The 14255-nt window shown below is 52.2% G+C and carries 10 protein-coding genes; all 10 read right to left on the reverse strand.

Annotated features, from left to right (window positions below):
* Positions 1-12 precede the first annotated feature (12 nt).
* Entirely contained in the window at positions 13-984 is a 972-nt protein-coding gene (locus tag N0M98_RS14325) for an ABC transporter permease (protein ID WP_249863368.1), read from the reverse strand.
* 51 nt (positions 985-1035) lie between these two features.
* Positions 1036-2364 carry an ABC transporter substrate-binding protein gene (locus N0M98_RS14330; protein ID WP_259618301.1) on the reverse strand — a complete coding sequence of 443 codons (1329 nt, stop codon included), beginning with the start codon at positions 2362-2364 and terminating at the stop codon, positions 1036-1038.
* Positions 2365-2428: 64 nt separating this feature from the next.
* Entirely contained in the window at positions 2429-4231 is a 1803-nt protein-coding gene (locus N0M98_RS14335; protein WP_249863370.1) for a sensor histidine kinase, read from the reverse strand.
* Positions 4231-5052 (reverse strand): response regulator transcription factor, encoded by an 822-nt coding sequence (locus tag N0M98_RS14340; protein ID WP_249863371.1) that lies wholly within the window; start codon positions 5050-5052, stop codon positions 4231-4233. The genes N0M98_RS14335 and N0M98_RS14340 overlap by 1 nt, the downstream gene beginning before the upstream one ends.
* 417 nt (positions 5053-5469) lie before the next feature.
* Positions 5470-6840, reverse strand: coding sequence for an NADP-specific glutamate dehydrogenase (gene gdhA / locus N0M98_RS14345; protein WP_249863372.1), 1371 nt, complete (start codon positions 6838-6840; stop codon positions 5470-5472).
* 222 nt (positions 6841-7062) lie between these two features.
* Positions 7063-7956 (reverse strand): ROK family protein, encoded by an 894-nt coding sequence (locus tag N0M98_RS14350; RefSeq protein ID WP_259618302.1) that lies wholly within the window; start codon positions 7954-7956, stop codon positions 7063-7065.
* Positions 7957-8474: 518 nt separating this feature from the next.
* Positions 8475-9629: a serine hydrolase domain-containing protein gene (locus tag N0M98_RS14355; protein ID WP_259618303.1), complete on the reverse strand. Its 1155-nt coding sequence runs from the start codon at positions 9627-9629 to the stop codon at positions 8475-8477.
* Positions 9630-9831: 202 nt separating this feature from the next.
* Entirely contained in the window at positions 9832-11103 is a 1272-nt protein-coding gene (locus tag N0M98_RS14360; RefSeq protein WP_249863375.1) for an FAD-binding protein, read from the reverse strand.
* A 291-nt stretch (positions 11104-11394) separates the two neighbouring features.
* A complete protein-coding gene (locus tag N0M98_RS14365) occupies positions 11395-12834 on the reverse strand; it encodes a LamG-like jellyroll fold domain-containing protein (RefSeq protein WP_259618304.1) in 1440 nt (479 codons plus the stop codon).
* 31 nt (positions 12835-12865) lie between these two features.
* Positions 12866-14149, reverse strand: coding sequence for an ABC transporter substrate-binding protein (locus N0M98_RS14370; protein ID WP_249863377.1), 1284 nt, complete (start codon positions 14147-14149; stop codon positions 12866-12868).
* Between the last annotated feature and the right edge of the window lie 106 nt (positions 14150-14255).

Raw genomic sequence — 14255 nt, forward strand, 5'->3', positions numbered from 1 at the left:
CGCTTCGCCTCCTCACCATAAGCTGGTTTCTCCGACTTTCTTGGCAATCTGGTTCACCGTCATAATTAGGAATAAGTTAATAAAGGAGTTAAAAAATCCGATCGCCGTCGCGTACGAATAGTTCGGAGCCGACGAAGCAAGGCTGACGGAGTACACATAGGTCGAGATAACCTCGGATGAAGCGATGTTCAGCGGATTTTGCATCAAATAAATTTTCTCGAAACCGATCCCCATAATATGTCCCATGTTCAAAATCAGCAGCGTAGTGATGGTCGGCGCGATACCGGGCAAATCCACATTCCAGATGCGCTGTATCCGGCTTGCCCCGTCGATGGTCGCCGCCTCGTGAATTTCCTGACTGATCCCGGACAGGGCGGCCAAATAAATAATCGTTCCCCAGCCTGCGTGCTGCCATATGCCGGACCATACGTAGATCGACTTGAACATGGAGGGGTCCCCCATGAAGTTCATCGGTTCGATCCCCAATTGCCCAAGAGCGAGATTGACAATGCCGATTCGCGGATTCAGAAATTGCAGGATAATTCCGACCATCACGACCGTAGATATAAAATAAGGCATGTACGTAATGAATTGGACGGCTTGCTTGAATTGGGTCCGCAGGGTGGCATTCAAGGCGAGCGCCAAAATAATCGGAATCGGAAACCCGGCAACCAGCTCATAGACGCTGATCAAAACCGTGTTTCTGACGACGCTGATAAACTGGTACGATTCGAAAAACTTGGCGAAATGCTTAAAGCCTACCCACGGACTGCCCCATATTCCCTGAAATACATGAAAATCCTTAAACGCCAGCTGCAAACCGTACATAGGGCCGTATTGAAAAATAAGAAGCCAGGCGAACGGAAGCAAAATAATGACATAAAGCTGGTAATCGATTTTGATTTGTCTCCAGAGTCTCTTGCGGCGAGTTGCAGTCAGCTGGGCGGAATAATTCATTTTTACCGAATCTGCATCAAAACCCATAGGAATCCTCCTTATCGTAGCGCTTACATATGGATCGGCGGAAACCTCACATCAGTTGCCCCGATGAAGATTTGTAAACGTTTCCAAATTCGCGAACGCTTCCTCCGGCGGCTTCCCGGCCAAAATCGCTTGAACGGTTTGATTGTACTCATCGCCGATGACTGTGCCGAGTCCCACATCATAGAAGATAAACAGCCGTTTCATACCCGTCAGCTGCTCTTGCAGCGCCTGCGTGAGCTGAGGGGTAAGGCCGGGATTAAGCTCCAGCTTGATGACAGGAATATCCCCGCCCTTCTCGGCGATCTTCCGCTGGTATTTCTCGCCGGTGAACATCTTCAAAAGCTCGATCGCCGCCGCTTGATCCTTCGCCTCGGCATTGACCGCAAAATTAACGGAGGTTTGCCCGAGCCAGGTGTCCATGTCTCCCTTGCCGTTCGGAAAAGCGGGGAACGGGATGACGCCGACCGAGTCCTTGATCTTGGAATCATCGGCAATCATCTGATTGATCGCCCAGCTGCCCGTCACCAGCATCGCCGCTTGTCCCTGTTTGAACATTAAGTTAACGGCATCGTTGTCGAGCTCGAGGAACGATTGCGGAAAAGCGCCGTTATCCCGCAATTGCTGCATCACATGGCCCGTTTCAATGAAAGACGGGTGCAGCCAGCTTCCTCTGCCTTCCATGATCGCATCGTACGGTTCATTGCCCCCGATGCGATTGGCCACCATCTCGCTGAACTGCGCGGCCGTCCACGGCGTTTTCGCGCCGAAGGCCAAAGGAGTCACCCCGTTCGCTGCCAATACCCGGACGACCGACAGCAATTGCTCGTACGTCCGCGGGGGGACAAGACTGTGCTGCTCGAAAATGTGCTTGTTGTAAAATAAGGCTACGACCGCAAAAGAGCTGGGAACCGCGTAAATCTTATCCCGATAGGACAATAGATCGAGCACGCCGGGATTAAAGCTCTCCTTCCATTTCGGATCGACAGCAAATGCATCGTCCAGAGAAAGAAGTCTATCCGCAGCGGCATATTTCCCCAATACGCCGGCGGCATGGCTCATAAAAAGATCCGGTCCGTGGTTCGCCGCAATTCCCGCATTGAGCTTCGCGTAGTATGGGGTGCCGGGAATGTGGCGAACGGACATGGACGCATGCACATCCTCTCGGGCATTGAACTCGGCTACGACTTCGCTGTAGATGTCGGTGATCGGGTTGCGCTCCCGCATCCAGTCATACATAACCATTCTTACCTTTTCTTTCTCCGCATGCCCGACGGACGGCATCCTGCCCGTTTGGAACTGCGTGTTCGCGCAAGCGGTTACTGCGGTAAAGAAGACGAGCATCAAGAGCAACGCTATCGATTTGACCATTCCCAATCCCACCCCGGTCCTCCTAAAATTAGGATAATCGTAAATTGCACATGACACCATGCGGTATTTCTGACATTTAGGTTGAAGATTCTGACTGTCTTTCCCCGGGACCTCCGTTGCCCGGAAGGGTCAGCTGCACGAAAGTCCCGCTGCCGGGGATGCTTTGAATAGAGAGCCCGTACGCCTTTCCATAGTGGAGTTGGATACGCTGATGAACGTTGAGCAGCCCGATACCCGTTTGCGGGTTTTCCGCCTTCCCGGATAGCGCCGTCTGAATGTCCGCTAGTTTGGACGGCTCTATTCCCTGGCCTTCGTCGGTTACGCTCAGCACCAGTTGATCGCCCCGGAAGCAGCTGCGGATCGCTATTGTCCCTTGGCCCATCTTCAATTCCAGGCCGTGTACGATCGCATTTTCAACCAACGGCTGCAGAATAAAGCGCGGAACAACCACTCGAAGCGTATCCGGATGCATCTCGATAACCATATGAAATTTGTCGGCATAGCGATAGTTTTGGATATATACATACTTATTAACATTCGTGATTTCCCGGTCGAGCGTCACCAGCTCCTTCCCTTTGATGGCTTCGCGCATGAGATCCCCTAACGCCTTGGACAGCCTGCCGACATCGGGAGCCCCTTGAATGCGCGCCAACCAATTAATCGTTTCCAGTGTATTAAACAGAAAATGCGGGTTAATTTGAAACATAAGGTATTTTAACTGGGAGCGCTGCTTTAACAGTTCTTCCTGATATACCTGATTGATCAGATAGCTGATCCTTTCGATCATACGGTTAAAATTGCGGCTTAAAACGCCAATTTCGTTGCGCGAATGGTAATGGAAGCTGACATCGAGGCGGTCGCGTTCGACATGCTTCATCATCTCCGACAGCTGCCGAATCGGCCTGGAGATGCCGTTCGACATGCAGTAGGCAAGAAGGATCGCCAGCACGAATACGGACAAGAAAATAAGCAGCATCCAATTTTTCAAAATGAGCGACTGGATCAAATAGTTTTCTGCAGGAATGACACTAATTATCTTCCATCCCATGTTACCTATTTGCTGGTAAGTAATGATTTGCCTGCGTCCGTCCACTTGTTCCGCAAAGTTGCCCTGCTTCCCTCCGCCGAGAATACGATCAATGTACGACGCGTCCGGTCGGCTGTTAATCAAGGATTCGTTTTCATGTGAGATAATTTGACCGTTCTGATCGATAATATATAGATCTCCTTGCTCAATCAGTTTAATCTGATTGTAATACTTGGATATTGCTGTTTTCTTGTAATCCAATATAAAATAACCGATCTTCTTTAAATTATCGACATCATAAATCGAGCTGCCCCCTGCGATAAATAGAGGATCGCTCTCCAGATTGATCCAGATCAGATCGCCCTTATTGCTTATAATCTGATCCCAGTCGTCCCTATTCAAGCTTGTCTTAAACGGCCGGTCTCCCGTTTGAAATACTTGTCCGTTCAACGAAATGAGATGAACGTTCTCCACATCATCGCGGTCGATAATAGCCGCGTACAATATTTGACTTACCGCGTTAGACAGCGATAAGTAATCGACCATGGACAGTTGTCCCGTATTGGCCTGCATCAGAGCGCGGCGCACTTCGGGATTAGTAAAGATGGCGTAATACAGTCGGTCGATCTCACGCAAATTCAGTTCAATATTTTTGCTGACTTCGCTCAGAAGATCGATCGTATAGTCATTGGTCTTTTCTTGAATGAGCAAGTTGGATTTTTGGTAAGTGAGTGTGCCGATAATGGCGAGAGGAATGAAATTTAACAACAGGAAGGCGATAAAGAGCTTATTGCGAATACTTAGGTCGGCGCTGATTCTCTTCAGCTTCGACAGCCATGCGGCTTCGCGCATCAAGATTCCTCCGTTTCGTCCTGCCCGGAATGAAGACGCTTGCGAAATTCATGCGGCGTGACTCCGTAATGCTTTTTGAACAGCTGGCCGAAATAACGCGAATCCCGGATTCCGACGCGCTCCGCAATTTCATAGATTTTAATCGAGGCATCCGCCAACAAATGAACCGCTTGCTGCATCCGGATACGCACCAGGACGTTCACGAAGTTATCGCCGGTTTCCTTTTTGAACAAGCGGGTCAAATAATCGGGATGAAAATGATAGCGCTGCGAAAATAGCTGGAGCGTAAGGTCTTCCATATAGCGGGTTTCCATCTCGCGCAAAATATCCACAATCACGCTGCTCACACTGTTGGAAGAAGCATCCGCTTTAACCTTGCTCTCCAGTATGTACTGATATTCCTTCAACCGCTCCTCTATGTCTTTGGCGGCTTTCTTCCGTTCGCGTTCGCTGTCGATCGATTCCTTTACTTTTCTACATTCGTTCATGATCTCATCCGGATCGGTCGGCTTCAACACGAAGCCTGAAGCTCCCAGCTGAATCGCCTTCAGGGCATATTCCAGCTGATGATAGGCGGTAATAAAAATGACTTTGAGCTGAGGATGCTCATGTCTTGCGCATTCCATCAGCTCAAGTCCGTTCATGCCGGGCATGCGGATATCGGTCAATAAAATATCCGATCTGCAGGAACGGATTAAGTCAAGCGCCTCCACCCCGTTGCTTACAAGTCCTGACAGAACGAACCCTTCTTCCTCCCAGGGCAACATCGACAAGCCTTGCCTTGTAATCGGCTCGTCGTCGGCAATAATGATGCTTACCACTCCACCGCCTCCTTAGTAAACGTTTTCATTTTACTGCGAACATTTTACGTAAATGGCATGTGCATACAATTATATTACTTCGATCCATCCCGGTAATCAATTCCATTTGTGCAGGAAATCCGTTCCGGTCAAGCTGTCCGAGCAGAACAAATCCCCCAAAAGTGACGTGATGCTCTGAAGCTTATTCCGTCCGCATCCAGCTTCAGCTGGATCGGCGTCTAACCATTCAGCCAGGATCGTTCTATGGTTAGACATTACTTTCGGGGGAGCCCACGGATATCCACAGGATATTGCTGCGCATCATTTCCTAAACAATTAAGAAAGACCGCCCGGTTGCCCGCGGCGGCCTTCATCATCTCCAAATGAATGAAACTGGAGTATTAGTCATATGGCTTAAAATTGTATCGGCAGAGGTTTTTAAATGACCCCTTGCGCGATCATCGCATCTGCTACTTTAATGAAGCCGGCAATGTTCGCTCCAACGACAAGATTTCCCGGATGGCCGTACTCTTCTGCCGCTTGAACGGAGCTTCTGTAAATATTTTTCATGATAGCGTGAAGTTTATCGTCTACTTCATGGAAGTGCCACGAGTATCTCATGCTGTTCTGGGACATTTCGAGTGCGGATACCGCAACGCCGCCTGCATTTGCCGCTTTGGCCGGTCCGAACAGAACGCCTGCTTCCAGGAAGATTTCGATCGCTTCCAGTGTGGACGGCATATTGGCTCCTTCGCCGACGGCTTTGACGCCGTTGCGCACAAGCGTTTTTGCGGCTTCAGCGTCGATCTCGTTTTGCGTTGCGCTTGGGAGCGCGATGTCGCAAGGAATCGTCCAGATGCCGTTGCAGCCCTCGTGATACGTCGCATGCGGATGCTCTTTCACATACTCGCTGATCCGCTTTCTTTCGACTTCCTTCAAGCGGCGGACGGTGTCCAGGTCAATTCCGTTTTCATCGTAAATGTAACCGTTGGAGTCGCTGCAAGCAACAACTTTGGCGCCCAGCTGCATCGCTTTTTGGATCGAATAAATAGCCACGTTGCCGGAGCCGGACACGACAACCGTGCTGCCGTCGAAGCTAAGACCTTGAGACTGCAGCATTTCGTTAACGAAGTATACGCAGCCGTAGCCGGTAGCTTCCGTACGCGCCAAGCTGCCGCCGTAGATAATGCCTTTGCCTGTCAATACGCCCGCTTCATAAGCGCCGCGGATTCTTTTATATTGACCGAACATGTACCCGATTTCACGTGCACCGACGCCGATGTCCCCTGCAGGCACGTCGATGTCTTGCCCGATATATTTATTCAGCTCTGTCATGAAGCTTTGGGTGAAACGCATGATTTCGTTGTCGGATTTGCCTTTGGGGTCGAAGTCGGAGCCGCCTTTACCGCCGCCGATCTGCTGGCCTGTAAGCGAGTTTTTGAATGTTTGTTCGAAGCCGAGAAATTTAATGATGCTTGCATTTACGGAAGGATGGAAGCGCAAACCGCCTTTGTACGGTCCGATCGCACTGTTAAACTGGACGCGGAAGCCGCGATTGACGCGAATGACCCCTTGGTCGTCGACCCAAGGTACCCGGAACGTAATGAGGCGCTCCGGCTCTACAAGACGCTCAAGAATACCGTGCTGCATATATTTCGGATGCTTGGCGAAAACGGGAGTCAAAGATTCCAAAATTTCTTTTACCGCCTGATGAAATTCACTCTCATTAGGATTACGCTTCACTACAGTTTCATATACGGATTGTACGTATGCTTTTGCCTGGGTTTCGTTATCTACTTGCAAAGTCACTCAGCTCAACCACCCTTAACTTAGTATGGGATAGACAAATGTCTAATATATATTAGTTTTACCTCATTTTTATTCATAGTTCAACAAAAAATTTACATGTTATGTAACCTGACTAACTGTCGTCATTAATAGATCATTTGTTGGCAACTATGCTCAAGGGGCCTGTTGACATATGTCATTTTTCCTAATCTATAAATGTGAGAAACTAGAGAAATACTCGTTTTAATCCGCCTTCGTGTTACATTTGGTCAAAGCCGCTATCCCTAGTGCCAGCGATCCGGTCAAGCCTGCATTAGCTCCAAGAGCGGGAGCCACGATATAATGGTCTATATCCGATAAAATGACCGGGCTGCTGACATAACCGTTTAAATTGCGCAGTACCTCGGAGCGGATCATCGGGAATAACTGCTTCTGCTGCATGACGCCGCCTCCCAGGATCATTTTCTTCGGGGACAGCGTCAGGATGGTGCAGGTTATCGATTGCGCAATATAATGCGCTTCGATTCTCCATGCCGTGTGATCCGCCGCAAGCTCGCTCCCTTTGCTCCCCCATCGCTTCTCAATGGCAGGGCCCGAAGCCATTCCTTCCAGACAATCCATATGATACGGACAGCACCCTTCAAAGAGATCGTCCGGATGTCTGCGAACCGGAATATGCCCGCCCTCAGGATGAACAAGACCGTGAACGAGCCGGCCCTCCGCGTAAATGCCCATACCGATGCCGGTGCCGATGGTGTAATAAACGCAGCTGTCCAACCCTTTAGCCGCTCCCCATTTGGCTTCGCCGAAGGCGGCGGCATTGACGTCCGTGTCCCATCCGCAGGGAACGTCGAAAACGTTCTTCATTGTCCCCAGGAAATCATACCCGCCCCAGCCGGGCTTCGGCGTTGTGGTCACGTAACCGTACTGCGGGCTTTGGGGATCGATATCAATAGGGCCGAAGGAGCCGATGCCGATCGCGTCAACCTGCTTGTCTTGAAAATAGCCGATTACTTTGCTCATCGTTTGTTCGGGTTGCTCGGTCGGAAAGCTGATGCGATCCAGAATCACGCCATCCTCGCTGCCGATCCCGCAAACAAATTTGGTGCCTCCTGCTTCAATTGCGCCAATGACCATTGTTGTCCTCCTTCATTTACGACAAAAAGTTTTTGTAATCGTTCGGCGTAATGCCGTAACGTTTTTTAAACGTTTTGGGCTTTTTCCCGCAAAAAAATCTAGCGATCAGTCTTCCATGTAAGACGGCTCAATATAATTGATTATACTAGAAACCGACCTGCTGTGGTTCGATAATTTGGATTGATTGACGATTTCCGTGATTCTCGTCATGATAAATTGACATTGCGCGAAAAGCTGGTTGATTGTCATATAGGGCGGAAGTCTGTCTCAATACCTAACATGATATGTCACGTGAACCATTAATGCAGAGTGAAATTGAATAATGTTCCGCGACATTCCCCATTCTGATCTTATTGATGATCATGTCTCAAATAAAAATGATGATTCAGAGCCTCCCCCGACTCCAGATACGCTTTATCGGCAAGGCAAACACCGGGCTTAGTCCATGTAGTCGAACGGCAAACAGCCCGGCTCTAATAAGATGCCGGGCTGTTCGTTCCAAATCGTAAAAATTATGTTTACGTTAAACTCAATCTCTCGCGGATCAGATCGGTGACAAGCCGATCGGGGGAACGCTTGCCTCTACCGACCTTCATGCGGTTGCACAGCACCGCCGCAGCCAAACGGTTCTCCGGATCGGCATACCCGATCATACCGCCCAAACCGGAATAGCCGAAAGCTGTCGGTCTGCCTCCCATCGCATCCCCTTCTTGGCCGAGGCTGTAGCCGAGCCCCAATCGATTGGGAGCCAGCCCCACTTCGTCGATGCCTTCGAACTGCAGCGCCGCCGCCGCCGCTATGGCGTCCTGCCCGAGCAGGCGCCTGCCGTTCACGCCCTGGCCGATCAGCGAAGCATACATGCACGCTAACGCCTGCGCCGTAGCGACGATATTCACGGCGGGAACGGCTGCAGCATGGAACCACGGCGAGTTCCATTCCGGATTGGCGACGGGAACCAGAGCGGGGGGAAGAACACGTTTGAACAGCATGTCATCCGGCAGGGAAGCAATCTGCACGGCTTCGCCGCTAATTTCGGCGATACGGGCTTCTGCTTCCGCGGGAGCGCCCAAGTACAGCCCCTGTTCGATGCCCAAAGGCTTGCCTATCTCGTCTTGGATAATTTGAGCAATTGTCCGGCCGTCCGCTCGGGATGCGGTCTCGCCCAATATCCAGCCGAAGGTCAGCCCATGGTAGCCTGACTTGCTGCCCGGCTCCCAGATGGGCTCCAGCTTCTCCATCTCGCAGACCATCGCTTGCCAGTCGGCGACGAGCCGCATATCCGCGTACGCAGGCATCAGAGGGATTCCCGCCGTATGCGTAAGCACCTGGCGGAGCGTAATGTTTTCTTTGCCGTTCGTTCCGAATTCGGGCCAGTAATGGGCAATCTTCTCATCGTACGCCAGTTTGCCCTGCTGCGCGAGAATATGAACGGCCGTTGAAACGACGCCTTTGGAGCAAGATTGGATCACGAATAACGTATCCGCAGCAACGGGCCGCTGTCCTGCGGCATCCGCGCTTCCTGCAACAACATTAAGAATCGGCTCGCCGTGCCAGTAAGCCGCCGCCTGGAAGCCTGCGCCTGTATCTTCTTCCGCAAGCTCCTCCAGCAGCCGTTTGACTTGAATCTGCAAATCGATAAGATCTTGACGTTTGCTAATCAATGGATTGGTCAATGCGCTTCACTCCCTTATTTGAATTGAACTATAAGGTGCAAAGCCCATCCTGTGAGTCCGGCAGGCGAACAGGGTTTCTTATCACCGCCCATACAAAGGTTCGCCCTAAGAATAGGCTTTGCATGAGCCGCGTGTCATCCCGGCAAAATGATTTGCCATCCCAATCGACCCCCTCTCTATGAAAATGATCGCTCTCGCCGGCTTAAGGCTGCGCTTTCATCACATAACGATTCAAGTAATCGTTTCTGAATTTGCCTTCCGGATCGAACTGAAGCAGCAGCTCCCGGAAGTCGGGCAGTTTATCATAAAGCGCCTCCAGTCGCGCCGCCGGCATCGTGAACAGCTTGGCCCAATGCGGGCGCGCTTCGAACGGCGCAAGCGCCTCCTCGATGAACGGCAGTAATTGCAGCACGGAATCCGTATTCAGCTTCCAGGTGAAATGAATGCCGACCGAATCGCGTCCGCAGCAAGGGCTCATCCACAAGCTGTCTTTCGCTACCGTACGCACTTCGGAAACGTACAGCAGCGGAGCAATCCGCTCCCTCAGACGGTCGAGAGCGCATAGCGCTTCATAAGCGCGCTCGCGCGGCACGAAATATTCGCTCTGCAGCTCCTCCCCGGCGCTTGGCGTAAATTCCATGCGAAAATGCGGCAGACGTTCGTACGACGGCCCCGGAACCCCGAGCTGCGGACTGCAGCTGTCGGCCGGGTAGCCCTTCACCGGGTGACGGTTTGCGTCAGCCTGCCGGCAGCCGAAAAATTCCGCCGCCACGGAGCCGGAGCTGCCGTCTTCAAGCTTCTGCTTCACCCACACCTGATTGAACGCCGGCTGTTTCCAATCCGTAAACAGGCTGACGCTGTAAGCGCTTGATGTGATGTCGTCAAAATGGTCTTGAAGACGCTCGAATGCCAAATCATCGTACACGGATTGGCTTATCTGAAATGCCGGTACGATGTCCAAAGTAAGCTTCGTCACAACGCCCAAGCCGCCGAGATTGACCACGGCCCCTTCCCAGATGTCTTCGTGCTGATCGCGGGAAAGCCGGACGACGCTCCCGTCCGCCTTCACAATCTCCATAGCGCTTACGGCGGTGGCCAGATTGCCGCAGCTATCGCCTGATCCGTGCGTCGCAGTCGCGATGGCGCCGACAACCGAAATATGCGGCAGCGAGGCCAAATTGTGCAGCGCATAGCCGTGATCGTGCAAATACCGGCTTAGCTCCCCGTAGCGGATGCCGGCCTCGACCGTAACTTGACCGGCGGCTGTGTCCAAGCCGATCACCTTGTTCATATTTTGCAGCGATAACAAACACTCACCGGAGTCGGCTATGCCATTGAACGAATGGCGCGTGCCGAGCACCTTCAGCCTGCTGCGGCTCGCTACCGCCTGCTGCACCTCTTGCACGCTGCCCGGAGTCAGCAGCTCCGAAGCGCGGTATTCATAGTTTCCTGCCCAGTTTCGATGATTAGCCATGCGTACACCTCTTTCGTCAAGTCGCGTTTCAGTTGAAAGGCTTGCTCTCTTTCGGTTATACCACAAAATGATCGCCATTGCGTTAAAAATTTACAATGTATATTCACATTTTCATATGAAAAGCAAAAAGCCGCCGATCGGCGGCTTTCTGACTGCATCATAAAGGGCGGCATTGGTCGTTTTGCCCGGTTTATCCCGCGTTATTTACACGACCGGCGGCAGATGGCAGATGGCAGACGGCTTGTCATCCGACGGTCGCCGGCTCGTCTTGCAGCCCGCGATACGTATCGCCTATCGGCCGCGAATCATCATCGCGATATCCGCTTCCTGAAGCGGAACCGAATACAGCTTCACTTGACGGATCACGCCGTCAAACGCATCCGCGCCGCAAGCGTCACCAAACGCATCGCCGCCGAAGCGCCCGCCATATCCTCCGGCTCCCGTATGCGGTCCGACGATGCCGAAACCGGCTTGAACGCTGCCCGCCAGCTTCCCGTCCAGGTATAGAGAAACCGCGCCTTCGGCAAAGCTGAGCGCCGCATGACGCCATGAATCGCCGGCATGCGCCTGTACCGGGGTTTGAAGGATGATCCGCTCCCCCTCGGACGCGACGGCCGCTTCCAGCATCCCGTCGCGAAGCCGCAAAGCCCAGCCGTTCTTCCCGTCCCCTTCGTCAAATAACACTTGCGTGCCTGCGAGACGGTTCGGGCAGAACTGCATCGTCATCGTGCGCAAGGAAAACGCGTTGTGCAGAAAGCCGTCCGCCTCCTCCGCAGCCAAACGTACGGGAGCATAGGTCGGCGTGCCGTATTGGGCCAACAGCGCGTACGTGTCGAGCAGCCGGGCCAGCTCAGATTCGTTTACCGGGAATACCGTATTATGTCTTGCGCGGTACGGAATGCGGAACTCGTCCTGGTCAAGCTCTCTCCACTCGCGGAAATCAGTTGTCTCCATCATGCCGAACTTGCCGTAGGACCAATAATCGTAGAACAGCAGCCAGCGATTCGTTCCTTCCAGCTTCAGAAACTCGGGCCCTTCCGTGTGGTCCGGCGTGCGCACGCCCGGAACGACCGTATACGGCCCCTCCAGCCGGTCGGCAACGGCCAGAACGTTATGGCAAGGATGCTTGACGCTGCGGTCGTATACAACGCTTTCATCTTTCACGGCCATATAATATTTGCCCTCATGCTCCGCCAGCGAAGCGTCGATTGTCTGGTAGCCGGGATCGAAGAAGAGCGACGGCTCCGTCAGCGTAAGCCAATCCGGCGTCCAGACCGCATAATGCTTGCTGTTGCCCAAATCCGGTCCGCAGCTGGAAGCCCAATACAGCAAATATTGATCGCGCCCGTGATCGTAAGTAAATTCCGGCGCCCAGCTGTTCTTTGCATCGTCTATACCCTGCATGACCGGAAGCTTCCTCTCGTCCTCCCAGACGATCAGATCGGTTGAACGGCTATACCCGATATGGATTCCCCTCGGGCGGATGGTGAACACCATATGCCAGCAGCCGTCTGCGCCCTTGGCGATGAATGGATCGCGCAGGACGCCTTCCCCCACCGATGTTGTGAAGACGGGGCGGTTTTCGTTCAGCTCGTACCAGTGGAGCCCGTCCCTGCTATAGGCGTAATGCAGCTTTTCCTCCTTATGCATCTGGTTCGGTCCGGACCGAAAGTATCCCATGACATAGGCGGGAGCTCCTCCTGCGGTTTCCGGTTGGTTGAATTGAGACATTGATGGTTTCTCCTCCTTTTCGAATATCCGATTATCTTTTGGCTTCCTCGATTCGTTTGTTCGCTTCATCCTCGGCCTGTCTCAAAACCGTGTTGACATCCAGCTTCCCTTTCAAATACTCGTTCATCGATTTATTGATGACGTCTTTAATAATTTCCTCATACTCGGTAGGAGGCGGATTTTGACCGATCTTCATTTTCAGCAGCGCCGGTATGTTTTTGCCTTGCAGCGAGGCCAGATCCGCCCCGAAATCCTTCGTCGCGTCTTTATCTTGGATCACCGGGATCAGCCCTCTTCGCGCCATGCGAGCTTGACTATCCATCTCCGTTAAGAAGGCCATCACCTTGAACGCCTCTTCTTTATGCTTGCTCTGCGTGGACAGCAGCAGGCCGGACACGTCGGTTTCCTTCACCAGCGGAGCCTCTTTGCGGCTTGGGAACGTAACGATATCCCAGTTCGGCTCGGTACCGGCCTGATGCAGCTCCTCCAGCTGATTGAGACGGTTATAGGCGACCATCATCGCCAAATTTTTGTTTTTCTCGAAATCGTTGAATATGCCTTTCGTTTGATTGCCCGGTATATCCTTGATCGATTTGTACATCTCGAAATATGACTTCCAGGCGTCCGACGTCAGGAACGCTTTGCCTGTCTTCGGATCGTGAAGCGGGAGCATCATGGAGGCCGAGATGCGCGGAGACGCGATCAGATCCAGCCCGTAATACTGCTGGCCGCCGTCCGTTTTGCTCAGCTGGCGGGCGAGGTCGATCGTTTCGTCCCAAGTAATGCCGTCCTTCGGATAGGGAACGCCGAACCGGTCGAATATATCCTTGTTGTAATAAAGCGCCGCAGGATTGCTGTACAGAGGCAGCATATACAGCTCGCCTTTGCTTCCATAGCTTTGCAGAGTTTGAATAATGTTCGGGTCGAATTTGGACATGTCGAGGCCGCTTTTCTTAATATAAGAGTTCAAGTCCTCGGCAAGCCCGAGCGGCGTGTACTTATAAATGTCAAAATTGGCCTGCAGCATCATGTCGGGAAACGTGCCGGCGGTGAGCATATCTTCGAAAGACTGATTGGCCGGCTTGCGCACTAATTCCATCGTAATGTTCGGGAACTTCGCTTTGACCGGCTCGGCGATCAGCTTATTGAAGTCTTCGTCGGTCACATTGAGCAAATATTGAAGGACGGTAAGCTTGATCGGTTCTTGCTTCTCCTCCTCTTGAGCCGCTTGCTTCGGCGTATCGGAGCCGGAGCAGGCGGAGGTCATGATCAGCATAGCGGCAGAAGCGAGCAACAGTGCTTTTTTTCCTTTCATCGGAAAACACCCCTTAATTTGTTTGTCATAATGATCATACAAGGAGGCACAGCAGGTTTGAATACAATTATGGGCCGAAAAAGTGAGTATTCCAGACATCGCAGCG

Origin of the sequence: Paenibacillus doosanensis (assembly GCF_025060755.1) — a bacterium.
GTDB classification, from domain to species: Bacteria; Bacillota; Bacilli; order Paenibacillales; family NBRC-103111; genus Paenibacillus_S; species Paenibacillus_S doosanensis.

Bases quoted from the DNA above. Each gene is read 5' to 3' on its own strand.
- N0M98_RS14325 (WP_249863368.1), bottom strand. From the start codon at position 984: ATGGGTTTTGATGCAGATTCGGTAAAAATGAATTATTCCGCCCAGCTG.
- N0M98_RS14370 (WP_249863377.1), bottom strand. From the start codon at position 14,149: ATGAAAGGAAAAAAAGCACTGTTGCTCGCTTCTGCCGCTATGCTGATC.
- N0M98_RS14365 (WP_259618304.1), bottom strand. From the start codon at position 12,834: ATGTCTCAATTCAACCAACCGGAAACCGCAGGAGGAGCTCCCGCCTAT.
- N0M98_RS14360 (WP_249863375.1), bottom strand. From the start codon at position 11,103: ATGGCTAATCATCGAAACTGGGCAGGAAACTATGAATACCGCGCTTCG.
- N0M98_RS14350 (WP_259618302.1), bottom strand. From the start codon at position 7,956: ATGGTCATTGGCGCAATTGAAGCAGGAGGCACCAAATTTGTTTGCGGG.
- N0M98_RS14335 (WP_249863370.1), bottom strand. From the start codon at position 4,231: ATGCGCGAAGCCGCATGGCTGTCGAAGCTGAAGAGAATCAGCGCCGAC.